Origin of the sequence: Nocardia carnea (assembly GCF_029868855.1) — a bacterium.
GTDB lineage: Bacteria > Actinomycetota > Actinomycetes > Mycobacteriales > Mycobacteriaceae > Nocardia > Nocardia carnea_A.
The window spans coordinates 15,872-39,802 of sequence record NZ_JARWOV010000298.1 but is presented as its reverse complement, the minus strand read 5'-3'; the positions used below and the strand labels follow the sequence as shown (position 1 = coordinate 39,802).

Below are 23,931 nucleotides of genomic sequence, written 5' to 3'. Positions count from 1 at the left end.
GGAAGCCGAGGGCCGGGCCACCATGGGACGATGGTCGGCAGTACGCCCGATACCCATGAGGAGTGGAGTGCCCGCCAGCTTCGCCGATACGACGTTCACCGATCCGTCGCGGATCCGGAACTTCTGCATCATCGCGCATATCGATCACGGCAAATCGACGCTGGCCGATCGGATGCTGCAGCTCACCGGGGTCGTCGAGGAACGGCAGATGCGCGCGCAGTACCTCGACCGGATGGATATCGAACGCGAACGCGGTATCACCATCAAAGCCCAGAACGTGCGGTTGCCGTGGACGCCGGGAACCGGTGAGCACGCGGGCGAGGATTTCGTCCTGCATCTGATCGACACCCCGGGCCACGTCGACTTCACCTATGAGGTGTCCCGGGCACTGGAGGCGTGCGAGGGCGCGATCCTGCTGGTGGACGCCGCGCAGGGGATCGAGGCGCAGACGCTGGCGAACCTGTACCTGGCGCTGGACAAGGATCTGGAGATCATCCCGGTTCTCAACAAGATCGACCTACCGGCCGCCGACCCGGAGCGTTACGCCGCCGAGCTCGCCCATATCGTCGGCTGCGAGCCCGAGGATGTGCTGCGGGTATCCGGCAAGACCGGGGTAGGTGTGACCGAACTGCTGGACCGGGTGATCGAGCGGGTACCGGCACCGGTGGGCGACGCCGACGCACCGGCCCGGGCGATGATCTTCGACTCGGTCTACGACACCTACCGCGGTGTGGTCACCTATGTCCGGGTGGTGGACGGCAAGCTGACCCCGCGCGAGAAGATCAAGATGATGTCCACCGGCGCCACGCACGAGCTGCTGGAGATCGGGATCGTCTCCCCCGAACCCAAACCCACACAGGGGCTGGGGGTCGGCGAGGTCGGTTACCTGATCACCGGTGTGAAGGATGTGCGGCAGTCGAAGGTCGGCGATACCGTCACCTCCGCACGCAACGGCGCCACCGAACCGCTCACCGGGTATCGCGAACCGCGGCCCATGGTGTACTCCGGGCTGTATCCGGTGGACGGCTCCGACTATCCGGATCTCCGGGACGCGCTGGACAAACTCCAGCTCAACGACGCCGCGCTCACCTACGAGCCGGAGACCTCGGTGGCCCTCGGTTTCGGTTTCCGCTGCGGCTTCCTGGGTCTGTTGCACATGGAGATCACCCGGGAGCGGCTGCAGCGCGAATTCGGGCTCGACCTGATCTCCACCGCGCCGAACGTGGTGTACCGGGTGGTGATGGAGGACGGTGCGGAACACACCGTGACCAACCCCTCGTTCTGGCCGGAAGGCAAGGTGCGCCAGGTCTTCGAACCGGTGGTGAAGGTCACGATCATCGCGCCCAGCGAATTCATCGGCGCGATCATGGAATTGTGCCAGTCGCGGCGCGGTGACCTCGGCGGGATGGACTACCTGTCCGAGACCCGCGTGGAGCTGCGCTACACCCTGCCGCTGGCTGAGATCATCTTCGACTTCTTCGATTCGCTGAAATCGCGCACCCGCGGGTACGCCTCGCTGGACTACGAGGAAGCCGGTGAGCGGGAATCGCAGCTGGTGAAGGTCGATATCCTGCTGCAGGGCGAGGCGGTGGACGCGTTCAGCGCCATCGTGCACCGCGACGCCGCGCAGGCCTACGGGCACAAGATGACCACGAAACTGCGGGAGCTGATCCCGCGCCAGCAGTTCGAGGTGCCGATCCAGGCGGCCATCGGCTCGAAGATCATCGCCCGCGAGAACATCCGCGCCATCCGCAAGGATGTGCTGGCCAAATGCTACGGCGGCGATATCAGCCGTAAACGCAAACTGCTGGAGAAGCAGAAGGAAGGCAAGAAGCGGATGAAGACCATCGGCCGGGTGGACGTTCCGCAGGAAGCGTTCGTGGCCGCGCTGTCCTCCGACGCCCAGTCCGACAAGCCGAAGGACAAGAAATAGCTGCCGGTTTCCGCTGCCCCTCGCCCCGCCTGGATATCCGCTGATAACGAAAATGTGACAGCCGTAGATGTCGACAATAGGCTGGTGGCGGATCCGCGCCGGATCGACGGCGGTGCGGTCGCCGGTGCACGCGAGAGTGGAGTTATGGAATGGCGAGTGATCTGCCGTTCGACGGCGAAGAAGAAGTCGCCGAACGGGGCGGTGACGCCGCCTATCGTATTGCCAGCGCCACCGCGCGAGTTGCCCGTGGCGGCGCGTATGTGACCGGTGGCGCGCTGATTGCCGCCAACGGCGGCGGGGTGCCCGCGTCGCCCGGTGAACTGGACAGCCGCAATACCGGGTGGGCCCACAATGTCGATCCGGATCCCGATGTGCCCAGCCCGGTGGTCACCTTCCCGGATCCGGAACCGGTTGCGCCGCAGGATATGCCGTTCGGCTCGCCGGGTGACGCGAGCGTCACGATGCCACTGCCGCACGGAACCTTCGATATCCAGGTCGGTCGTCCGGGGGAGTTCGGCTTCGACGATCTGGATTCCTACGGTGCGCCGTATATGGACCAGGTTCCAGGGTTGGAGCTGATCCCCGGGGGTCCGGACGGCGATGCTCCCGGGGCCGGCTACGTACCGGGGACGCCGGGAACGGGTGTGCCCGAATCCAATATCCCGGGCCTGCCCGAGTTCGGCCGCCCGGAGGCCTCCGGGGGGATACCGGGGCTCGACGATATTCCCGGCCTCGGCGGCGATATTCCGGGGCTGGGCGGGGATTTTCCCGGTGCGGGCAACGAAGGGCCCGGTGCGCCCGGAGGTTTCGAACTGCCGGCGCCCGGTGATGCCTTCAAAACCGATATCTTCGACCTGCCCGGGTTCGGCCTGAATCCGGCCGGTCAGCCGAAGTCGGTGGCACAGTCCGCCGATTCCGGGCTCTCGGACTGGGATCTCGGCTTCGCCGATCTGCTGGGCGGCGCGCGGATGACCGCGGGAGAGGGCGGCCCGGGCGACGACGGCGCCTGGTTCGAGTTCTCCCTGGACGCCGACGGCAGCGGGTTCGCCGGGCTGGCGCTCGGCGGAGCCGGCGGGTCGGTGCAGGTCGATTCGGATATGGACGTCGATATCTCGGTGGGCCCCGGCGGTGTCCGGGTCGACGGCGACTGGGATTTCGGGATCACGGCCGATGATGCCTTCTCGCTCGACGATCAGCTCGATCAATACACCGGTTGGATGCAGGCCGGTGCCGGCACTACGGAACCGGCGGCCGGTGGCGCGCAGCCGAATGTTCCGGACCCCGGCCGCGGGCCGGATATCGATGCGCCGGTTCAGCGCGACGACGCCGGGATCGCGGTGGGCGGCACCACCGGAACCGGAACGGGTGCGGCCTCCGTACAGAACGCGGCGGGCGTACCGGGCACGGCCGCTCCGGCGACCTCCGGTATGTCGGTGACGCCGGCCGCCGCCCCGGCCCCGCTGCCGAGCGCTCCCGCGCCGATGGCCGTCGCGCCGGTGGCGCCGCCCGCGCCGGTGGCGGTCGCCCCGATGGCGCCGGTGGCGCCCGCTCCGGTTGTCGCGGTGCCGGTTCCACCCCCGGTGGCGCCGGCGGCCGTAGCTCCTGCGGTACAGCCGGTCGCAGCTACCCCGTTGCAGACGACGGTGCAGCCCGATGTCGCGACCAGCCCGGTCGCGCATGTTTTCCAGCCGCCGACGGGACAGTCGCCGTTGACCGCGCCCGCGGCCCAGCTGCCGGACCTCTTCCACCGGCTGCCGCAGCCGGTGCCACCGGACCTGCCCACCGAGCCGACATTGCCCGGTGATTCCACGACGGTGCTGCCGACCATCACGGCGCCCGTGACGACCTCCGACAGTGTCACCACGACACCGGATACCACGACGACCGGCCCGGACGGCTCGACGACCACCGGACCGAGCGGAACCACCACCACCGACGGCAGCACGACGTCGGTCGGCGGCAGTACGACACTGCTGCCCGGGATCACGACATCACCGCAGGGCAGTACGACGTCGCCGCAGGGCAGCACCACATCGCCGGACGGCTCGACCACCCCCTCGGACGTCACCGATACCACCGAGACCGGTGGCTCGTCGCCGACGAGTAGCTCCGGGGAGTCGAGCACCGCCACCGAGGGGTCCTCGACCACCGGCGAATCCGGCGGTGTGACCACCACCGCGCCCGGCTCGTCGACCGGTGACGCCGGTACCACCACCGAACCCGTCGGTGGTGGTACCGGTACCGGCGCGCCGAGTACCGGGGACCAGGGCGCCACTCCGTCCACCGTCGATCTGCCCACTCAGCAGATACCGACCGCGGATCAGCCTGCGCCGCAGGTGCCGACCGTGGAACAGCCGCAGGTGCCGACCGTCAGCATGCCCAGCCAGCAGCCGAGTCTGCCCGATGCGCAACTGCCGACGATGCCGCAGCCGATGCCCACACCGATGCCCGCACCACAGGTGAAGCCGATCGCCGATCACGGCGTCGCGGTCGTTCCGTACGATGTGCACGGGGTCGCCACCGCCACGCCCTACACCGATCACACGGTGCTGGGGCTCGCCGGTGGCGAGCTGACGGGTGATCTGTCGGCGGGATTGCTGCCGCATACTGTGGCACTGGCCGAAGACGCGGTTCCCGACCCCGCGTTCTGGGTATATTTCTGACGGTTCACGGCCGATCCCGGATTCGATCCGGTCGGGTGGGCGGGGGTGAACGGCCGATCGTGGCCGCAGGACGTGTTGTGACCGAGAGCGAAGGAGCAGGGCTTGTCTGCCGTAGCCGGACCGCAGGCCGCCACGGTGAAGAATCCGGATGTGATGGCCCCGCTCATCCAGATCATCGACGAGTTGCGGGATGTTTCCCGCACCGCCAGCCGTAACGATCTCCGGGGCCGGCTCGGTATGGTCCGCGCCCGGGTCGCCGATACCCGGGTGCGGCTGGTGGTGGTCGGCCCGCCGAAGAGTGGGATGAGCACCCTGGTGAACGCGCTGGCGGGCGCGCCGGTCAGCGCCACCGACAGCCCGATCAGTGTTCCGGCGATCGTGGAGTACGGCCCCGAGGCCACAGCCACCCTGGTCCGGCGGGAGGGCGGCGGCCGGGTCCGGCGACAGCCCGTGGACCCGTTGAACCCGGCCCCGGCGCTGACGGCCAAGGGCGTGATCCGCGCCGATTTCACCCACCCCAGTGCGCTGCTGGCCGAGGGAATCGTGCTGATGGACGCGCCCGGTGCCGCGGTGCAGGACAGCACCACGTGGTCGATGATCGCGGCCGCCGATGCGGTGCTGTACGTGAGCGATGCCGATACCGCGTACAACCGGGATCAGATCGCGCATCTGCGGCGAATCGGGCAGATCTGCCCGACGGTGATCTGCGTGCTCAACAAGATCGACCGGAATCCGCACTGGGCGCAGGTGCAGGAGCTCAACCGGGAACTGCTCGACGAGGCCGGACTGGGCTTTGCGGTGGCGCCGGTTTCGGCGCAACTGCACCACCAGGCGCAGCGGTCCGGTAACCAGCAGCGGGCGATCGAATCCGGGGTACCGCAGCTGATCGAGCATCTGCGCGACTATGTGGTGGCCCACGCCGATGCCATGGCCGTGAAATCCGCGGTCCGCGATATCCAGCTCGTAGGCGATCATCTCGGTGTGGTGCTGCGCACCGAAGCCGACGCGCTGCGCGATCCGCGGCGCCGCGCCCATGTCACCCAGCAGCTGGCCACCGCCCGGGACCAGGCCGACCAGCTGCGCCAGCGCACCGCGACCTGGCAGATCACGCTCGCCGACGGCAGTACCGAACTGATGGCCGATATCGAGCACGATCTGCGGCACCGGCTGCGGGGCCTGATGCGCGACGCCGAAACCGAGATCTCCGGAATAGATCCGGCCACTCGGTGGAAGCGGTTCGGCACCGAATTGGAGGGCCGGATCGCCGAGGCGATCGCGGAGAACTTCGAAACCGCGAACTACCGTGCCGAGGAGCTCGGCGAGCAGGTCGCGGCGCGGTTTCCCGCCGAGCACCGCCGCCCGGAGCTACCCGATATCCGCCCCCGGTACGCGTCGGATCTGCTCGCGGACGTCGCGCCGCTGGAACCGCTGCAGAGTGCGAAAGCCGGTGTCACCGAACAGTTCCTGTCCGCGCTGCGCGGGTCCTACGGCGGCATCCTGATGGTGGGCCTGGCCACCAGCCTCCTCGGGATGTCGCTGGTGAACTGGTATTCGGCCGGGGCGGGTATCCTGCTCGGCCTGCATGCCCTGTGGGAGGACCGCAGGGCGCGCCGGTTGCGGCGGCAGGCCGAGGCGAAAGCCGCGGTTTCGCGGCTGATGGACGATGTGGTCTTCCAGGTCGGTAAGGAATCGCGGACCCGGCTACGGGAGGTGCAACGGGTGCTGCGGGACCATTTCACCGATATCGCGACCGATGCGCTGCGTGCGGCGGACGAGGCGTTGCGCGTGGCCGAGGAGGCCGGCGCGCAGTACGGCGATCGGGGCGCGGAACGCCTCGCCCGGCTCGATACCGATATGGGCAAGCTGCGCGATCTCCGGCAGCAGGCGGACAGTATCGCCGCCGCCTGACGATGATCGTCAGCGCATACGGCCGATATCGCGGGGCCGGCTGCGCCACGGGGTCCCGCCGGTCCTGTCGTGCGCGGGACGGAACGTGCCCGCCTGTTCCGCGCCTTCGGCCCGGATCAGGTGGGTGACGGCGTTGATCAGCGCGAGATGGGTGAAGGCCTGCGGGAAGTTGCCGAGCTGGCGGCCGGTGTAGGGGTCGATTTCCTCGGCGTAGAGCTTGAGCGGGCTGGAATGGCTGAGCAGTCGCTCGCACAGGACGCGGGCGCGGTCGATTTCACCGATTTCCACCAGCGCCGACACCAGCCAGAACGAACAGATGGTGAAGGTGCCTTCGGCGCCCGACATTCCGTCGTCGGTGGATTCGGTGCGGTAACGCAGAACCAGGCCGTTCACGGTGAGCTCGTCGGCGATGCCCAGAACGGTGGCGCGTATCCGTGGGTCGTCGGCGGGGAGGAACCTGGTCAGTACCACGAGCAGTAACGAGGCGTCCAAGGTGGTACCGCCGTAGACCTGGGTGAACCGGCCGCGTTCGTCCACTCCGTGGGCCAGGATATCGGCCCGGATCTCCGCCGCGATCTCATGCCACTTCCGGGCGATCGCCGCCTGGCCGTGCAGTTCGGCGAGGCGGGCGCCGCGGTCCAGCGCGACCCAGCACATCACTTTCGAGGAGGTGAAATGCTGTGGCTCGCCGCGTACTTCCCACAGGCTGCGGTCGGGGGCACGCCAGTTCGCGATGGCGGCGTCGACCTGGCGTTTGAGCATGGGCCACAGCGTTTCCGGGACATGCTTGCGCGATTTCACGTGCAGGTACACCGCGTCCAGCATGGTGCCCCAGATATCGTGCTGTTCCTGGTCGAACGCGCCGTTGCCGATTCGCACCGGCTGGGCGTGACCGTAGCCGGTGAGATGGTCCAGGGTGGATTCGGGCAGGTGCCGTTCGCCGCCGATTCCGTACAGGACCTGCAGTGGTACCGGTTCGCCGTCGGGGTCGGTGGTGGCGTCGTGCAGAAATGCGAAGAAATCGTCGGCCTCGCGGTCCAGGCCGAGGGTGTAGAGACCCCAGAGGGCGAAACTGGAATCGCGCACCCACGAGTAGCGGTAGTCCCAGTTACGTTCCCCGCCGGGGGTTTCCGGTAGCGAGGTGGTGCCTGCCGCCATCAGTGCACCGGTCGGTGCGTAGGTGAGACCCTTCAGAGTGAGGGCGCTGCGCTGTAGATAGCGGCGCCATGGATGGTCGGGGAAATCACCCATGGTTATCCATTGCCGCCAGCATTCGACCGTGGTCCACATCTGGTCGGCGGCCTCGTCGAACGTGCGCGGGGCGGGCAGTTCGGACCAGGTCAGCGCGACGTAGGCGCAGTCGCCTTCGGTCATCCGGGTGCGGGCGCGGGCTTCCCGGCCCTCGAGGCCCAGCCGCAGATCGGTGGTGAGTACCAGGTTCGGTCCGGCGGTCGCATCGGCGGTGCAGACCGCGGTCGCCTCCTCGTACACCTTGCCGGTGTACTCCCAGGAGGCCGTGGCCCGGTGGTAGTCGAAGGACGGTTCGCAACTCAGCTCGAGTTCGACGGTGCCGCTCACACACTTGACCGTGCGCAGGAGCATATGCGCGGCATCCCAGTCGGTCGGGGTGCGCCGGTGGGTGCGGCTGCGCTGCTCGGTGCTGTGCCACGGGCCGAGGACCAGTGCGTCGCGCACGATCAACCAGCCGGTCGCGGTCTGCCAGGTGGTTTCCAGGATCATCCCGCCCGGTAGATAGCGGCGGGCCGCGGGAACCGAATGCCCGTACGGTCCCAGCCGGAAATGGCCGGCGCTGCGATCGAGCAGGGCACCGAACACACTCGGTGAGTCGGGGCGGGGTATGCACATCCACTCCACCGCGCCGCTGCCGGCGATCAGGCAGGTGGTTTCGCAGTCGGAGAGGAATGCGTAGTCGTCGATGGCCGGGAAACTGTCCTCGCGACGCGGCGCGGCCGGGTGGGTGCCCGGCAGTCCGCTCGCCGGTGGTACGTGCTCGGGACTCGGCATACCACCCATGATGTGTTGCCGAGCCCCGAGTCGCCACCATCGGTTATCCGGTGCGCCGGATCCGGGCGAGCCAGGCCGCGAGTTCTACCTTGCCCTCGGCGTCGACCGTCAGGTCGCCGATCTGGCCGGCATTGGATTCGGTGACGCGCCCGTAGTAGTGGTCCGGCCGCAGGTCCTCGAGCTCCCAGCCCGGTCCGCTGAAGGAGTCGCGGATGAGGTCTGCCCCGATACGGGGCCCGAAACCCGGTTCGGCATCGGAGAGCGCCAGGACGTGCACGTATCCGCCGGGTTCGCACAGCCTGTGCAGCGTTCGGACGTACGCGGCACGGGCCGCCGGGTCGTCCATGAACACGTGGAACAGGGCGCTGTCGACGATCGTGTCGAAGGTGCCGAGCGGGTTGGCGGGCGAATCCGCGAGCGCGACCATATCGACCACTTCGAACCGGGCTGCGGGCACGCCCTTTGCCGCGGCGTTGCGCCGTGCGTAGGCGACGGCGCTGGGGGAGAGGTCGACACCGAGGACGTCGTAGCCCGCGGCGGTGAGCGCGATGGTGTGCTCACCGGCACCGGTCCCCGGATCCAGGATCCGGCCCTGTATCCGGCCGGAGCGTTCCAGGGCGACGATGGCGGGTTGCGGTTGGCCGATGATCCACGGTGCGGTGTCGTTGTCGTAGGCGGAGTTCCATACCTCGGTGGCCTGTGTCATGACTTCAGCCTGCAACCTCGAGCGCGCTCGAGGTCAAGGCGTGAGCGAATGCGCCGGCCGCGGTGGCGGTGCGCCGGGACGCGGGTCCTGTCATGCCGGGTGGGCAGGGCCCGGAACCCGGTGTTCTACGCTGGTCGCCGTGGAGCGTATTGCCGGCTGGTGGGACGGGTTCGAACTGTGGGTGGCGGGGTTGCCGTTCATCCCGCAGTTCCTCGTGGTGCTGGTGGGCATGGTGCCGATCAGCTTCGGTATCGCCTATCTCATCGACCGGGCCGTGCGCCTGGCCGCCGGAGTATTGGGCCACGACGAAACCGATGGAGACCGCGAGACCGGAAGCGAGGTGGGCTGATGCCGCGCTCGCGAGTACAGCTCGCACTGGCCGCGCTGCTGGTGCTGGTGGTCATCGCCTGGCTGTTCACCCTGTGATCCGCGCCGGTGGCCGCGGATCCGCACGAGCTCGGCGCGGATTCGGCGCGGAAAGGTCCATGATGTCGCGTACCGGTCGTCCGGCACGGCGGCGCCGGCTGTTCGCCGCGCTGGTGACGTTGCCCGTATTGCTGAGCGCGTGCGCGGGCGGTTCCAGTGACGAGGTCGGGGGCGGCGGCGCCGACGGCAGCGGCGGCACGGTCGACCTGTACGCGTACGCGATCCCCAAACCCGGCTACGACAAGGTCGTGCCGGCCTTCAACGAGACCGAAGCGGGCGAAGGGGTCGAGGTACGCCAGTCCTACGGCGCCTCCGCCGACCAGTCCCGCAAGATCGCCCGCGGGGCCCCCGCCGATATCGTCAGCTTCTCCCTCGAACCCGATATCACGCGGCTGGTGGACGCCGGGCTGGTGGATCCGGACTGGAACGCCGACGCCACCCGCGGTATCCCGTTCGGTTCGGTGGTCAGCCTGGTGGTGCGGGCCGGTAATCCGAAGAACATCCGCGGCTGGGACGATCTGCTGCGCCCGGACGTCGAGGTGGTCACCCCGAACCCGTTCAGCTCCGGTTCCGCGAAATGGAATCTGCTGGCGCCCTATGCCGCGGCCAGCGACGGGGGTCGCGATCAGCAGGCGGGAATCGACTACCTGAATCAGATGCTCACCCGGGTGCGGGTGCAGCCGAAATCCGGCCGGGAAGCCACCGAGACCTTCCTGCAGGGCACCGGTGACGTCCTGATCAGCTACGAGAACGAGGCGATCTTCGCCGAACGGCACGGGGACCCGGTGGTACATATCGTGCCGGAGGCCACGTTCCGGATCGAGAATCCGGTCGCGGTGCTCGAACACGCACAGCATCCGGAGAAGGCACTGGCGTTCCGGGATTTCCTCTATACCCCGGCCGCGCAGCGGGCCTGGGCCGAGGCCGGCTTCCGCCCGGTCGACCCCGGGGTCGCCGCCGAATTCGCCGAGGCGTTCCCGGAACCGGCCACGCTGTACACCATCGCCGACCTCGGCGGGTGGGAGACGGTGGAGGCGGATCTGTTCGCTCCCGACTCCGGCGCCATCGCCGTCGCCTACGACAACGCGACCGAGTAGCCAGGTGACTCGGACCACACGCGATACTCGATACTCGTGACCGAACACAGCCCCGGCACCGAACCCGCGCCCGCCGCGGCCGCGGTGCGCGACGAACCCGCCCGCCGCCCGCTGGGCTCCTGGTTGCGGTTCACCGGTTCGGTGGGCCCACTCGGTATCGCCACCGCGATGCTGTGGCTGAGCGTGATCGTGCTGCTACCGCTGGCCGCGCTGACCTTCAGTGCCTTCGACGACGGCTGGTCCGGGTTCTGGGGCGCGATCACCGACCCGCTGGCGCTGGCCTCGCTGCGGGTGACGGTGCTCGTATCGGTAGTGGTGGCGTTGGTCAATGTCGTCATGGGCACGCTGATCGCCTGGGTGCTGGTGCGTGACGACTTCCCCGGCAAGGGCTTGGTCAATGCCCTGATCGATCTGCCGTTCGCGCTGCCGACGATCGTCGCCAGTATCGTGCTGCTCGCACTGTACGGGCCCAAGAGCCCGATCGATATCCATCTGAACGCCACCCAGCCGGGGTTGGTGGTCGCGCTGGCCTTCGTCACCCTGCCGTTCGTGGTGCGTTCGGTGCAGCCGGTGCTGATCGAGGCGGACCGCGAAGTCGAGCAGGCGGCGCTGTCGCTGGGCGCGGACAATTGGACGACATTCCGGCGGATCGTGCTGCCCACGCTGGCACCCGCGATCATCAGCGGCGGCGGGCTGGCCTTTGCCCGGGCGATCGGTGAGTTCGGGTCGGTGGTGCTGATCGGCGGCAACATTCCGCGGGAGACACAGGTTGCGTCGCAGTACATCCAGCAGCAGATCGAAATCGACCGGCCGGTGAACGCGGCAGCGGTATCGGTGGCGCTGCTGGTGATCGCGTTCGCCGCCCTGCTGGTGCTGCGGGTGTTCGCCGAACGGACGGCGCGGAAGGAACGCGAGGCTCGATGAAACTGTCCGCATCCAGCCGGGTGACCCTGCGGGTGCTGGCGCTCGGCTATCTGTTCGTGCTGCTGGTACTGCCGCTGGGGATCATCCTGTACCGGGCGTTCGAGCACGGTATCGGCGCGTTCGTCGACCAGATCAGCACGCCGGCCGCCATCTCGGCCTTCAACCTGTCCATGATCATCCTGATCATCGTGGTGCCGGTGAACGTGATCCTGGGGGTGGTGATCGCGTTGGCCCTGGTACGCGGCAACTTCCCGGGCCGGCGGCTGCTGCAGGGCGTGGTGGATCTGCCGTTCGCGGTCTCGCCGGTGGTGGTCGGTGTCGCGCTGATCATGCTGTGGGGTGTCGGCGGCTGGTTCGGGGTGGTCACCGAATGGGGTTTCCGGGTGATCTTCGCGCTGCCCGGGATGGTGCTGGCGACCGTCTTCGTGACCATGCCGTTCGTGGTGCGCGAGGTGGAACCGGTACTGCACGAGATCGGTGACGATCAGGAACAGGCGGCCGCGACCCTCGGCGCGTCCCGCTGGCAGACCTTCTGGCGGATCACGGTCCCCGCCATCCGCTGGGGCCTCACCTACGGTGTGGTGCTCACCGTCGCCCGCGCGCTCGGCGAATTCGGTGCGGTGATCATGGTGTCCTCCGGTTTCCCCGGTGTCTCGCAGACGCTCACCCTGCTGGTGCACGAACGCTATATCAACGATCACAACGATTTCGGCGCCTACTGCGCCGCAGTCCTGCTGATGGGTCTCGCGCTCATCACCCTGCTGTTGATGACGCTCCTGGAACGTAAGCGGGACGTGTCATGACCGTGCACGCCGGAGGCCGCCCATGATCACCGTGACCAACGCGCGCAAGAACTACGGTTCTTTCGCCGCCCTCGACGATGTCAGTCTGGAGATTCCCTCCGGCGAGCTGACCGCGCTGCTCGGCCCCTCCGGTTCCGGTAAATCGACCCTGCTGCGGTCGATCGCCGGGCTGGAGAACCTCGATTCGGGCGTGGTGACCATCAGCGGTCGCGATGTCACCCGGGTACCGCCGCAGAAACGCGATATCGGATTCGTCTTCCAGCACTACGCGGCCTTCAAACATATGACGGTCCGCGACAATGTCGCCTTCGGCCTGACCATCCGCAAACGCCCCAAGAACGAGATCGCGAAACGGGTGGACGAACTGCTGGGCATCGTCGGGCTCGACGGATTCCAGCACCGCTATCCGGCGCAGCTCTCCGGTGGCCAGCGCCAGCGGATGGCGCTGGCCCGTGCGCTGGCCGTGGACCCGCAGGTCCTGCTGCTGGACGAACCGTTCGGCGCGCTGGACGCCAAGGTACGGGCGGATCTGCGCACCTGGCTGCGCCGCCTGCACGAAGAAGTGCATGTGACCACCGTGCTGGTGACCCACGACCAGGAGGAAGCGCTCGACGTCGCGGACCGGATCGCGGTGATGAACGCCGGGCGGATCGAGCAGGTCGGCAGTCCCGAAGACGTCTACGACCGGCCGGCCAGCGAATTCGTCATGACCTTCCTCGGGGCGGTGGCGCGGTTGAACGGCCATCTGGTGCGGCCGCACGATATCCGGGTCGGCCGGGATCCGAGTATGGCGCTGGCCGCCTACGAGGGGACGGCGGAATCCGCGGGGGTCACGCGGGCGACCATCGAACGGGTGGTGCGGCTCGGGTTCGAGGTCCGCGTGGAAATGCGCAATGCCGCCACCGGGGATCTGTTCGTCGCGCAGGTGACCCGCGGTGATGCCGAGGCACTGCGGCTGACCGAAGGGGAGACCGTGTATGCCCGCGCGACCCGGATCCCGGACCTGCCGGTCGGGTGACGCAGCTGTGCTGATCGGACCTGCACGGCCGGGCGATGGGTCGTAGCAGGTCCGGTTGCGTCGTGAGCTGCACGGTTCATCCGGCGAATCGGCAAGTAGCTGTGACCGGAGAGCCCGGGGAGCGAGTGGGGTCGTAGGTCCCGGGCCTGCGGCAGTGGTAGCTCCCAGCAGGTCGATATGTCCCTCGATATCGGCGTTGAGCTGCGGTGATGTCTTTCGGTTGTCGACTGTGATCCCGTTGCGCGGACCGTCGTGTTGACGTACCCCGCCTTAGCTGTAACTATGGGAAACAGTTAAGCCGGAATCATTGACGAGAGGCATGACGATGACGTCTTCAGCCACCACGGTCTCCGACGACCAGCTGGTCGCGCAGGCCCAGGAGTACGCGGAAAAGCTGCTGCTGCTGTCGGAAGGCTCGGTCAACCGGCATTTCGACCCGTTCGAAGATATCGACTGGGACCACCCGGACTTCGACGTGAACGCGCGGCCGGAACGCTGGATCCTGCCCGTTTCCGCCGACACCCTCGGCCGGCACCCCTGGTATCAGGCGCTGTCGCAGGAACAGAAGATCGAACTCGGCAAGTACCGCCAGGCCAATGTCGCCAAGGTCGGGCTGCAGTTCGAGGCCATCCTGATCAGCGGCATGATGCAGCACGTCTTCGGGCTGCCCAACGGTGACCCGGAGTTCCGCTACTGCTCCCACGAGATGATCGAGGAGCACAACCACACCCTGATGTTCCAGGAGATGGTGAACCGGATCGGCGTCGACGTACCCGGGATGGGCCCGCTGGTCCGGCAGCTGCGCCACCTCGCGGTACCGGTCGCGGTCGCCTTCCCGAACCTGTTCTTCATGGCCGTACTGGCCGGCGAAGAGCCGATCGACCACATCCAGAAGGACATCCTGCGCTCCGGCGAGGAAGTGCACCCGATCATGCGCGGTGTGATGGCCATCCACGTGGCCGAGGAAGCCCGCCACATCTCCTTCGCGCACGAATTCCTCAAGCAGCACGTACCGGAATCCTCGCGGCGCAACAAATTCGTGCTGTCGCTGGCCATGCCGGTGATCATGTGGATCCTGGGCCGCGCCATCGCGACCCCGCCCAAGACCTTCTTCGAGGAATTCGATATCCCGAAGAGCGTGCGCAAGGAACTGTTCTACGGTTCCGCCGAGGCCAAGCAGACCTTCAGCGACTACTTCGGTGATGTGCGCGCCCTGGCCGAGGACATCGGCCTGATGAACCCGATCGCCAAGCGGGTCTGGAAGGTGCTGGGTATCGCCGGGCACACCACCCGGTACCGTTCCGAACCGCTGCGCGCCGTGTCCGGCGCGGCCGCCTGAGCGACGGGTCCACTCGATGCCCTACGTCGTCACCCAGTCGTGCTGTAGCGACGCCTCCTGCGTCTACGCCTGCCCGGTCAACTGCATCCATCCGACCCCGGACGAACCGGATTTCCGGACCGCGGAAATGCTCTACGTCGACCCGGCTTCCTGCGTGGACTGCGGCGCCTGCGCCTCGGCCTGCCCGGTGGACGCCATCACCTCGTCGAAGAAGCTGACCGACGAGCAGAAGCCGTTCATCGAGATCAACGCCGACTTCTACCGGCAGTCGCGACCGCGCCCGATTCTCGCCAAACCGGTACCGGCGCCGCCGATCGATACCGCCGGCCGCGGCCCGCTGCGGGTCGCGGTGGTCGGCTCCGGGCCCTCGGCCATGTACGCCGCCGACGAACTGCTCACCCAGCCGGATGTGCGGGTGACGGTGTTCGACCGGCTGCCGGTTCCCTACGGCCTGGCTCGCTACGGTGTGGCACCGGATCACGGGAAGACCCGCAAGGTCGCCGATCTGTTCGACGTGATGTCGCGGCAGCCCGGATTCGGTTCGTACTTCGATATCGAGATCGGCAAACATATCTCGCACGAAGAGCTGCTCGCCTACCATCATGCGGTCGTGTACGCGGTCGGTGCCTCCGCCGACCGTAAGCTCGGCATCCCCGGTGAAGGTCTGGCCGGAAACGTCTCGGCCACCGATTTCGTCGCCTGGTACAACGGGCATCCCGACCATGCCGAGCATGATTTCGATCTGTCCCAGCGCCGGGTCGTCGTGGTCGGCAACGGGAATGTCGCGCTGGACGTGGCCCGGATTCTCACCACCGATCCGGAAACTCTGGCCGGTAGCGATATCTCGCCTATCGCCCTCGAGGCCCTGCGGCGCAGCGAAGTACGCGAGGTCGTGGTGCTGGGGCGGCGTGGTCCGGCCGAATCGGCCTTCACCGTCCCGGAGTTCGTCGGGTTGCTGGGTGCCGATGTGGATATCGCCATCGAGGGCGACCTGCCGCCGCTCACCGGCGACCTGCCGTATCAGGTGGAGCAGAAGCTGAAACTGTTGCACCGGGTCGCCGAGCGGCCGTTCGGGCAGCGCCGCCGGATCGTATTCCGTTACCAGAGCGCGCCGAGCCGGATCTTCGGACCGGATGTCGTCACCGGTATCGAGGTGGACCGGACCGCGCTGGTTCCGGGGGACGACGGCCGGGTCCGTGCGGTTGCCACGGGCGATACCGATCTGCTCGAGACGGGGCTGGTGCTCACCTCGGTCGGCTACCGCGGTGTACCCACACCGGGTCTGCCGTTCGACGAACAGCGCGGGATCATCCCGAACCGGGCCGGCCGGGTGCTGGTGCGTCCGGAGGGCGAGGTGCTCGCGGGCGCGTATGTGACCGGCTGGATCAAGCGCGGTCCCACCGGGTTCATCGGCACCAACAAATCCTGTGCCCAGGAAACCGTGCAGCAACTCGCCGACGATTTCAACGCCGGCCGGTTGGCCGAGCCCGCGGGTGGCCCGGAGGCGTTCGACCGGCTGTTGCGGCAGCGCCGGCCGCAGGTCCGGGCCGCGGGCGCGGTGACCCGTACCGCCAAGCCGGCGCGCCGCCTGTTCGCTCGCGCCTGAGGCAACCTTCCAGTTTCCCGCCCGTCCGGTATCGCACCGGGCGGGCGGTCTGCGTTTGCGCGGTGCGAATTCCGCCGGGGTAGCAATTGATTGGTTACCGCTGGGTAGTCGTACCCGGACGCATGTGTCGGCGTCAGTAGGGGTTACGTGCGGCCACCTCAGTGGACGATGATGTATCACTGTCCATTTCTGTGAAAATGCCAGTTCAGAACCGATTTTGTGGGTTACTCGCAATTGGACTGCCGGTTTGTTTTACTGCCGATATTCGGGGAGTTGTTCCGTAACTTCAACTTTCATCGCCGATTATTCGATTAATCAGGGTCCGTGCAGCTAACCTGTGGTCGCTGTTTGGAAAACGACCGCGCCCATGGCTTTTTCGCAGGACGTGGTCTCGGTGCGTTGACGGGATGGCAAATGACTTCTGGGCTGGGTATCAGCATCGGCACTGTGAACGTGGTCTCGGCACGGGTCGGCGAGTACGACGCCCGGCCGATCGTGCGGACACGGCGAACGGCGGTCGGATTCGACGACCGCGGGAGTGCGCGCCTCGGCGGAATCACCCGATTCTCCACGGCGGTAAGCGAATTCGCCGACCTGGGCCGCGACCCTGAATCGGTCTACGTCGACGGCCGGATCTGGTCGCCGACCACCATCTTCGCCTCGGTGGTACAGGGCCTGGTCGCCGCCGAACCGGCGGCCGGAGTGGTCGCCACCCATCCGGCCGGGTACAGCGCCAAACAACTCGACCTGCTCCGGCAGAGCCTCGACCTCGCGGGTGCCGGGCATGTCCAGCTGGTTCCGGAACCGGTGGCCGCCGCGCATTGGCTCGATACCGAACACGGACCGCTGGACACGGGGTTCGTCCTGGTCTACGACTTGGGCGGGAACAGCCTCGACGTCGCGGTGGTGCGCACCGGGCTGGACTGGCCGGATCATCCGGTGGTCGGAAAGCCGGTGCGCTCCTACGAATTCGGTGGCCGGCCGCTGGGGGCGATGATCGCCCGCTGCGCGGGTGACCGGGCCATCGGCCCGGCCGAGCCCGGAACCGGCGCTGTTTCGCTGATGTCCTTCGTCGACCCCGAAGGCCTGCGCCGCGAACATATCCGGGATTCGCTCGAGGTGGTGCGCGGCGCGGTGCGCTCGGCCGGGGTCGCGCTGTCCGATATCGGCCGCATCCTGGTGGTCGGCGGCGCCGCCCGCCCCCCGCAGGTCGCCGAAACTCTCGCCGAACTGGGCTTGCCGGTGACGATCGCCGCCGATTCGGCGCACTGTGTGGCACTCGGCGCCGCCGCCATGGCCGCGGAGAGCGTTCCGCTGGCCGCCTCCTCCCGGGGCAGACACGCCCCGATCTTCTCCGGCGCCGCCGTATTCTCGGCGGTCGCCATGTCCGCGGCCACCATCCTGGGTAATGGTGCCGCCGATACCGTGGTGCCCGACCAGGACCGGATGCCGCTACAGACGCCGGGCGCGGTGCTGTACGAAATTCACGGCGAGGCACAGGTGGAACGCTCCGGCACCGGATGGAGTGTTTCCTACGCGCCGCTGAACACCGGGCCGCGTATCGTGCCCGCGGGGGTGTCGCGTCCGTACGGGCCACCCATGCCCGGGGCCGCGGCCGCACCGGCGAAGCCGGCACCGGGTCACGATGGCGACCGGGCGGATTCGCACACCTCACCCCGCGACCGGCACGCGGACAACGAATCCCGCTACAGCGATCCGGCGAGATTCCGGAATCCGATCCCCTTCGAACGGCCCGGTATCCCGGCGCGGCCCGATCCGGGCCCCGCGGAACCGGAGGCTCCCGGCGGCGAACTTCCCGGTAGCCCCGATCCGGACGATACGCCCGTTGTCGATCCGCCCGGTGAACAGCCCGGTGGGGAAACCGATGAGCCGGAACCCGGTTCGGACAACGGAGCCGGCTCGGTCCCGGTACTGCCGGATATCGGTAACCCGGGAGCGCCGGAAGTACCGGATACCGGTAACCCGGGAGTGCCGGAAGTACCGGGTGGGAGCTGGTCCGGTGGCGGTGAATCGCCGGGAGGCAACTGGTCGGCACCGGGTAGCGAGGGGTCGGAGCCGGGCGGCGGATGGTCGGCGCCGGGAGGCCCGGGTGACACCCCGGAGCCGGGGTCCGGGGACGACGGATCCGGTGCGGGCACTTCGGACGGTTCCGGAGCGGGAGACCCAGGCGGCGTCGGCACGGGAAACCCCGGTGGCTACGGCACGGGTGTTCCGGGCGGTTACGGAACAGGCGATTCGGGCGGTTACGGCATGGGTGACTCGGGTGGTTTCGGTTCCGGTGGCTCCGGCGCAGGCGATTCGGGTGGTTTCGGAGGGGGCGGTTTCGGCGGCTCGGACATCGGCCCGGGCGGGATTTCCTCCGGAGGATCCGACTCGTCCGGCGGCTCGAACAGTAATTCCGGCGGCTTCGGTGGTTTCGGCGGCAGTCGCTCGAGTGCCGGTGACTCGGATTCCAGCGGCTCCGATTCGTCGAAGGGCTCGAAATCCCGGGGCTCCGATTCGGGCGGCTCCAGTTCCTCCGGCAGTGACGGCGCTTCCTCTCGGGGCAAGGGCTCGCGCGGGAAATCCTCGGGCGGAGGTTCCGATAACTGACCTCGTACCCATCTTGCCGAGGCACTGTTGGCGAGGGCCGTAACCCGGCGCAGCGGCCGGCCGGTGCCCGAGCTCACTCCGGGCGGATTCGGACTACGGTTCAGCTGAAAATCGTGCTCGGCGCTCGACGAGGTGTGCGGACCGCACAGATCGGTCCATCGATGACCGGCGTGCGTACCTGCGCCGAGTTCGAGAGTTCGGGATCCATCCGGCGGGCCGGACAGCGGGCGGCAGGGTGGATCCGGAAAATCCGGTGCCCGGGCGGCGGGTTCGCGGGAGAATCGACGGGTGGACGTAGACGGGGGCCCACCGCGGCTGATCGCGTTGGATGTGGACGGTACCTTGCTGAAAACCGGTGCGCCGGTTACCGATCGGGTAGCGGCAACCGTTCGGTCGGCGGTTGCGGCGGGAGCGCATGTAGTGGTGAGTACCGGGCGGACCGTGGTCACCACGCGTCCGGTGCTCGCCGAACTGGGTCTCGTGCGCGGGCACGCCATCTGCTCGAACGGGGCGGTGCACATCGATATCGAAGCCGTCGAGCCGACCGCGGTGCACACCTTCGATCCGCGGCCGGCGGTGACGGCGCTGTGGGAAATGTTTCCGGATATGATTTTCACCGCGGAGCAGGTGGGATCGGGTTTCTGGGCGACCGGTACGAGTCCCGGCGAGTACTACGCCGGCGGGGAATACCTGGTGGTCGATCACCACACCCTCTGTAGTGTGCCCACCCCGAGGCTGAACTGCTGGTGGCCCGAGGGTTCTGTCACCGAGATGCGCCGACTGCTGGAAACGCTGGCCGTTCCGGGGATCAGCTGGGTTCACGGTGAGTTCGGGCCGTGGCTCACGATTTCCCGGGCAGGGGTGTCCAAAGGCTGGGCATTGGAGCGGCTGCGCCGGGAACTGGACATCCCGCGCGAGGCCACCCTGGCCATCGGGGACGGATTCAACGACCGCGAAATGTTCGCCTGGGCCGGGCATTCGGTCGCCATGGCGAACGCGCCCGTCGAACTGCACGGCATCGTCGACGAGGTGACCGCCGATGTCACCGCCGACGGCGTGGCCGCCGTCCTGGAACGCTGGTTCTGAACAGGTTCGCCGGCCGTGCGCCGCTGCGGGCATCGCGGCTCGGGCCGCGAGCAGTAGGTCTCGGGGTGGTCCGGTGCGGCAGCGGATCAGGACGGCGCCGGCGGCTCGGACGCCGGTTCGGCCGCACGATCGCGGAGGCGCCGCTTGTAGACCTTGCCGGAATCATCGCGGGGGAGTTCGTCGACGAGATGTACCGCGGTGGGCACCTTGTAGTCCGCGATCCGGTCCCGGAGTGCTGCGCGTATACCGCCGGGATCGAGGGCGGCGCCGGGCCGGGCAAGTATGTAGGCGGTGACGGCCTCGCCGAGGTCACCGCTATCGGGCAGGCCGAGGACCGCGACGTCTTCCACGCCCGCCAGCGCCATGATCGCGTTCTCGATCTCGGCGGGGTAGACGTTCACACCGCCGCGGATGATGACCTCGCTGGAGCGGCCCGCCAGGTACAACCAGCCGTCCTCGTCGACGTGGCCGAGATCGCCCACCCAGACCATGTCCTCGACCGGGCTTTCGGGAGCCCCCTTGTCGAGGTAGGTGAACCGCGGCCAGTAGTCGGCGCTGCGCACGTAGACGCGACCGGTGGCACCGGAGGGTAATGGGTTGCCGTGCTCGTCGGCAATCAGCACGGCCGAACCATCTACGGGCCGGCCGACCGATCCCGGATGCTCCAGCCACTCCGATGCCGAGATCCAGGTGACTGTTCCCGTCTCGGTGTTGCCGTAGAACTCCCACAGGGCTTCACCGAACCAGTCGATCGCGGCCCGCTTCACCGCCGGGGGGCACGGGGCGGCGGAATGGATGAGGTGCGTCAGGCTCGACACGTCGTAGCTCGCCCGGACGTCCGCCGGTAGTGACAGCAGCCGCGACAGCATGGTGGGCACCACCTTGGCCTGCTGGATACGGCCACGGTCGATATGCTGGAGAAACCTCTCGGAGTTCCAGCGGGGCATGATCGTGATATCGGTGCCCATGCGCAGTCCCAGCACGGCGACGGCGTTCGGGCTGGTGTGGTACAGCGGGCCGGCGACGAGCATCCGACCGCCGGAGGCCAGGCCCATCCGCTGCGCAGTGCCGCCGGCAACGGACAGTAGTTGCTGCGGGCTCATCCGCTCCCGGAATACTCCTTTGGGGGCGCCGGTGGTACCCGAGGTGTAGATCAGCCCCATCGAGTCGGCGATTGCGCCCTCGACGTATCCGAGTGGCTCGGGTTGCGCGTCGATCCACTGCTCGAGCAACGGGTGGCGACCGGTCGGCCGCACCAGCGACCGGTCCAGTTTCGCCTCGGCTATCAGCTCCTCGGGCATGGCCACCTCGAGCAGCCGCATATCGTTCCCGAGCTGCTCGCGGGCAGCCTCGACAACGGGCACGAACTCGGTGTGCGCGAGAACCAGGTCTGCACCGCTGTCGCCGAGTACATGGGCGACCTCCGCCGCCCGCCAGCGGGTGTTGATCGGAACCGGATTACCGCCGCACGTGGCGATCGCGAGCGAGATCTCCAGGAATTCGATGTCGTTCCGTGCCATGACCGCTACCCGGTCACCGCGCCCGATACCCGAGTCGGCGAGTGCGGCAGCGAGCCTCCCCGCCCGGTCGTGTGCCTCGGGCTGTACCCGAACACGTCCACCGCAGGTGATGGTGGGAACCGGGGCATCGGTCATAGATCACAGTCTGCCACCTGTATCCGGGTGGGCCGTGGGCGAGAAGATACGACTCAGGCCGATAGCGGCAGCGCACGGCGGGTTTCGGCGTCGTAGCGGTGCCATACGATCTCGGCGACGGCCGGGTCGGCACCCAGCACCGCGGCGTGCGGAAGGGTGCGTTCCTGCTCGAGTAGCCGGTCGGTGAGCAGTCCCGGGGCCAGGAACCACGGGGCCACCATCAGGTTCTCGGCGCCGCGTATACGCAACCGCTGCACCGCCTGTGGTAATGACGGCTGGGCGGTGGCGAAACATACTTCGGTGGGGTAGCCGGTTCGCGCCGCGAATCGGCGGGCCAGGCGAGCGGTGTTGCGGTTCGCGGCAGGCGACGACGATCCGACCGCGGCCAGGGCGATACCCACCCGGTCGTCCGGGCCGTTCCAGCCGTGGGCTGTGCGCACGGCGTCGACCCGGTTGCGCAGCACCGAGATCAGGCGCGGATCGGCACCGAAAACGTCGGCCTGCGTCACCTGTAGTCGCGGATTACGGGCCGCGGCCGCCGCGAGCAGTCCGGGGAGATCGATCCGGGCGTGGAAAGCGCTACCGAGCAACAGCGGAACCACCACGGCACGGGATTCCCCGGATGCGGCCACCGCGTCCAGGACCTGCCCTACCGAGGGTGCGTTCAGGTCCAGGAACGCCAGATGCACGGGCACGTCCGGGCGGGCCGCGCGGACGTGGTCCACGATCGCGGCGACGGTGGCGGCAGACCGGGGGTCCCGGCTGCCGTGCGCCACCGCGACCAGCGTGGGCGCCGGCATCAGGCCTCGGTTCCGACCTCTACCGCACTGAGCACATCGCCGACCAGCCCGGCCGCGAGGGTGTTGCCGCCCGCGGGGTCGATCAGCAGGAAGCTGCCGGTGTGCCGGTTGGTGCGGTAGTCGTCGGTCGCGATCGGTTCGGCGACGCGTACCGAGATACGGCCGATATCGTTGAGCGCCAGCGATTCCGGGTTCGGATCCGCGATGAGGCGCTGTTCGTCGAAACGTTCGGTGAGCGCGCCTACGATGGCCTGCGTGGTGCGGGTGCCGTGTTTGAGCAGCAGCCGGGCACCAGGGCGCAGTGGTTTGTCGCCGAGCCAGCAGACGGTGGCGTCGAAGGTGTCGACCGGTTCCGGGGCGTCGCCGGGGGAAGCGATGGTGTCGCCGCGGGAGATATCGACCTCGTCGGTCAGGATCAGTGTGACACTGCGCCCGGCCTGCGCGACCGCGAGTTCCCCGTCGGGGGTGTCGATCCGCTCCACGGTGGTGCGGATACCGGAGGGCAGCACCACCACTTCATCACCCGGCGCCACCGAGCCCGCCGCGATCTGGCCCGCATACCCGCGGTAGTCCGGGTAGTCGGGGGTGCGCGGCCGGATCACGTACTGCACCGGGAACCGCAGGCCCACCGCGTGGGTTCCGGAATTGTCGGCGTCCACCGGGACCGATTCCAGATGCTCGATCAGCGAGGGGCCGCTGTAGTACGGGGTCTTGTCCGAGCGGGTGGCGATATTGTCGCCGTGCAGCGCGGAGACCGGAACCTCCAGCACATCCTCGTCCGCCCAGCCGAGAGTGCGGGTGAGGTGGGAGAACTCGGCGGAGATCTCGGCGAACACCTTGGCGGCCGCGGCCTGCTGGGCCTGCTCGCTGGGCTCGTCGCCACCGATGAGATCGATCTTGTTGACGGCCAGCACCAGTTTCGGCACACCGAGCAGCGCCAGCACCGCGGCGTGGCGGCGGGTTTGCTCGATCACGCCTTTGCGGGCGTCCACCAGCAGGATCACCAGTTGCGCGGTGGACGCGCCGGACACGGTGTTGCGGGTGTACTGGACGTGCCCGGGGGTGTCGGCCAGGACGAAGGAGCGTTTCGGTGTCGCGAAATACCGGTAGGCGACATCGATGGTGATGCCCTGTTCGCGCTCGGCCCGCAGACCGTCCACCAGCAGCGAGAGGTCGGGGGTGGACAGACCCTTGTCCACCGAAGCCCGGGTGACCGCGTCGATCTGGTCGGCGAGTACGGACTTGGTGTCGTAGAGCAGACGTCCGACCAGAGTGGACTTGCCGTCGTCGACAGAACCGGCGGTGGCCAGCCTCAATAGGTCGGACATA

At 68.1% G+C, this 23,931-nt stretch carries 17 protein-coding genes; 12 read left to right on the top strand and 5 right to left on the bottom strand.

Translation table 11 applies throughout. From position 1 onward, the window contains the following. The first annotated feature begins 55 nt into the window (after nt 1–55). The 3 genes from lepA (at nt 56) to QH195_RS30830 (ending at nt 6,504) form a co-directional block, all read left to right on the top strand. A complete protein-coding gene (gene lepA, locus QH195_RS30840) occupies nt 56–1,933 on the top strand; it encodes a translation elongation factor 4 (RefSeq protein ID WP_280426605.1) in 1,878 nt (625 codons plus the stop codon). Nucleotides 1,934–2,082: 149 nt separating this feature from the next. After that, on the top strand, nt 2,083–4,596 hold the full coding sequence (locus QH195_RS30835; protein WP_280437957.1) for a hypothetical protein: 2,514 nt from the start codon (nt 2,083–2,085) through the stop codon (nt 4,594–4,596). A 102-nt stretch (nt 4,597–4,698) separates the two neighbouring features. After that, nucleotides 4,699–6,504 (top strand): GTPase, encoded by a 1,806-nt coding sequence (locus QH195_RS30830; protein WP_280426603.1) that lies wholly within the window; start codon nt 4,699–4,701, stop codon nt 6,502–6,504. Between the two features lie 9 nt (nt 6,505–6,513). On the opposite strand, the gene QH195_RS30825 is transcribed toward QH195_RS30830, so the two are convergent. Together QH195_RS30825 and QH195_RS30820 are read right to left on the bottom strand one after the other, a co-directional pair. After that, nucleotides 6,514–8,529, bottom strand: a complete 2,016-nt coding sequence (locus tag QH195_RS30825) for a glycoside hydrolase family 15 protein (RefSeq protein WP_280437956.1) — start codon at nt 8,527–8,529, stop codon at nt 6,514–6,516. A 43-nt stretch (nt 8,530–8,572) separates the two neighbouring features. Then, complete coding sequence (locus QH195_RS30820) at nt 8,573–9,235, bottom strand: class I SAM-dependent methyltransferase (RefSeq protein ID WP_280437955.1); 663 nt, start codon at nt 9,233–9,235, stop codon at nt 8,573–8,575. 139 nt (nt 9,236–9,374) lie between these two features. Between QH195_RS30820 and QH195_RS30815 the strand changes: the two genes are divergently transcribed. From QH195_RS30815 to QH195_RS30775, 9 genes are all read left to right on the top strand, one after another. Further along, nucleotides 9,375–9,584 carry a hypothetical protein gene (locus tag QH195_RS30815; protein WP_280437954.1) on the top strand — a complete coding sequence of 70 codons (210 nt, stop codon included), beginning with the start codon at nt 9,375–9,377 and terminating at the stop codon, nt 9,582–9,584. Nucleotides 9,585–9,723: 139 nt separating this feature from the next. After that, complete coding sequence (locus QH195_RS30810) at nt 9,724–10,758, top strand: sulfate ABC transporter substrate-binding protein (RefSeq protein ID WP_280437978.1); 1,035 nt, start codon at nt 9,724–9,726, stop codon at nt 10,756–10,758. Between the two features lie 84 nt (nt 10,759–10,842). Beyond that, entirely contained in the window at nt 10,843–11,682 is an 840-nt protein-coding gene (gene cysT / locus QH195_RS30805; protein ID WP_280426636.1) for a sulfate ABC transporter permease subunit CysT, read from the top strand. Continuing rightward, nucleotides 11,679–12,485: a sulfate ABC transporter permease subunit CysW gene (cysW, locus tag QH195_RS30800; protein ID WP_280426599.1), complete on the top strand. Its 807-nt coding sequence runs from the start codon at nt 11,679–11,681 to the stop codon at nt 12,483–12,485. Before cysT ends, cysW begins: the two co-directional genes overlap by 4 nt. Before the next feature lie 22 nt (nt 12,486–12,507). After that, a complete protein-coding gene (locus QH195_RS30795) occupies nt 12,508–13,503 on the top strand; it encodes a sulfate/molybdate ABC transporter ATP-binding protein (protein ID WP_280426598.1) in 996 nt (331 codons plus the stop codon). A 319-nt stretch (nt 13,504–13,822) separates the two neighbouring features. Beyond that, nucleotides 13,823–14,842 carry an AurF N-oxygenase family protein gene (locus tag QH195_RS30790; protein ID WP_432278472.1) on the top strand — a complete coding sequence of 340 codons (1,020 nt, stop codon included), beginning with the start codon at nt 13,823–13,825 and terminating at the stop codon, nt 14,840–14,842. Between the two features lie 16 nt (nt 14,843–14,858). Beyond that, nucleotides 14,859–16,448 carry an FAD-dependent oxidoreductase gene (locus QH195_RS30785; protein ID WP_280437953.1) on the top strand — a complete coding sequence of 530 codons (1,590 nt, stop codon included), beginning with the start codon at nt 14,859–14,861 and terminating at the stop codon, nt 16,446–16,448. Nucleotides 16,449–16,862: 414 nt separating this feature from the next. Continuing rightward, nucleotides 16,863–19,061, top strand: coding sequence for an Hsp70 family protein (locus QH195_RS30780; protein ID WP_280437952.1), 2,199 nt, complete (start codon nt 16,863–16,865; stop codon nt 19,059–19,061). A gap of 288 nt (nt 19,062–19,349) precedes the next feature. After that, nucleotides 19,350–20,147 carry an HAD family hydrolase gene (locus QH195_RS30775; RefSeq protein ID WP_280437951.1) on the top strand — a complete coding sequence of 266 codons (798 nt, stop codon included), beginning with the start codon at nt 19,350–19,352 and terminating at the stop codon, nt 20,145–20,147. 86 nt (nt 20,148–20,233) lie between these two features. Here the strand turns inward: QH195_RS30775 and QH195_RS30770 are convergent, their stop codons facing one another. The 3 genes from QH195_RS30770 to QH195_RS30760 are packed head-to-tail and all read right to left on the bottom strand — an operon-like array spanning nt 20,234 to nt 23,930. Beyond that, nucleotides 20,234–21,802, bottom strand: coding sequence for an AMP-binding protein (locus QH195_RS30770; protein ID WP_280437950.1), 1,569 nt, complete (start codon nt 21,800–21,802; stop codon nt 20,234–20,236). A gap of 53 nt (nt 21,803–21,855) precedes the next feature. Then, nucleotides 21,856–22,602: a sirohydrochlorin chelatase gene (locus QH195_RS30765; RefSeq protein ID WP_280437949.1), complete on the bottom strand. Its 747-nt coding sequence runs from the start codon at nt 22,600–22,602 to the stop codon at nt 21,856–21,858. Continuing rightward, the gene (locus tag QH195_RS30760) at nt 22,602–23,930 is read right to left on the bottom strand and encodes a sulfate adenylyltransferase subunit 1 (protein ID WP_280437948.1); all 1,329 of its coding nucleotides are present in this window, start codon (nt 23,928–23,930) and stop codon (nt 22,602–22,604) included. Before QH195_RS30760 ends, QH195_RS30765 begins: the two co-directional genes overlap by 1 nt. Nucleotide 23,931: the final 1 nt, after the last annotated feature.

Coding starts and splice junctions, on each gene's coding strand:
- lepA (WP_280426605.1), top strand. CDS start 56: ATGAGGAGTGGAGTGCCCGCCAGCTTCGCCGATACGACGTTCACCGAT.
- QH195_RS30835 (WP_280437957.1), top strand. CDS start 2,083: ATGGCGAGTGATCTGCCGTTCGACGGCGAAGAAGAAGTCGCCGAACGG.
- QH195_RS30825 (WP_280437956.1), bottom strand. CDS start 8,529: ATGCCGAGTCCCGAGCACGTACCACCGGCGAGCGGACTGCCGGGCACC.
- QH195_RS30820 (WP_280437955.1), bottom strand. CDS start 9,235: ATGACACAGGCCACCGAGGTATGGAACTCCGCCTACGACAACGACACC.
- QH195_RS30810 (WP_280437978.1), top strand. CDS start 9,724: ATGTCGCGTACCGGTCGTCCGGCACGGCGGCGCCGGCTGTTCGCCGCG.
- cysW (WP_280426599.1), top strand. CDS start 11,679: ATGAAACTGTCCGCATCCAGCCGGGTGACCCTGCGGGTGCTGGCGCTC.
- QH195_RS30795 (WP_280426598.1), top strand. CDS start 12,508: ATGATCACCGTGACCAACGCGCGCAAGAACTACGGTTCTTTCGCCGCC.
- QH195_RS30790 (WP_432278472.1), top strand. CDS start 13,823: ATGACGATGACGTCTTCAGCCACCACGGTCTCCGACGACCAGCTGGTC.
- QH195_RS30785 (WP_280437953.1), top strand. CDS start 14,859: ATGCCCTACGTCGTCACCCAGTCGTGCTGTAGCGACGCCTCCTGCGTC.
- QH195_RS30780 (WP_280437952.1), top strand. CDS start 16,863: ATGACTTCTGGGCTGGGTATCAGCATCGGCACTGTGAACGTGGTCTCG.
- QH195_RS30770 (WP_280437950.1), bottom strand. CDS start 21,802: ATGACCGATGCCCCGGTTCCCACCATCACCTGCGGTGGACGTGTTCGG.
- QH195_RS30765 (WP_280437949.1), bottom strand. CDS start 22,602: ATGCCGGCGCCCACGCTGGTCGCGGTGGCGCACGGCAGCCGGGACCCC.
- QH195_RS30760 (WP_280437948.1), bottom strand. CDS start 23,930: ATGTCCGACCTATTGAGGCTGGCCACCGCCGGTTCTGTCGACGACGGC.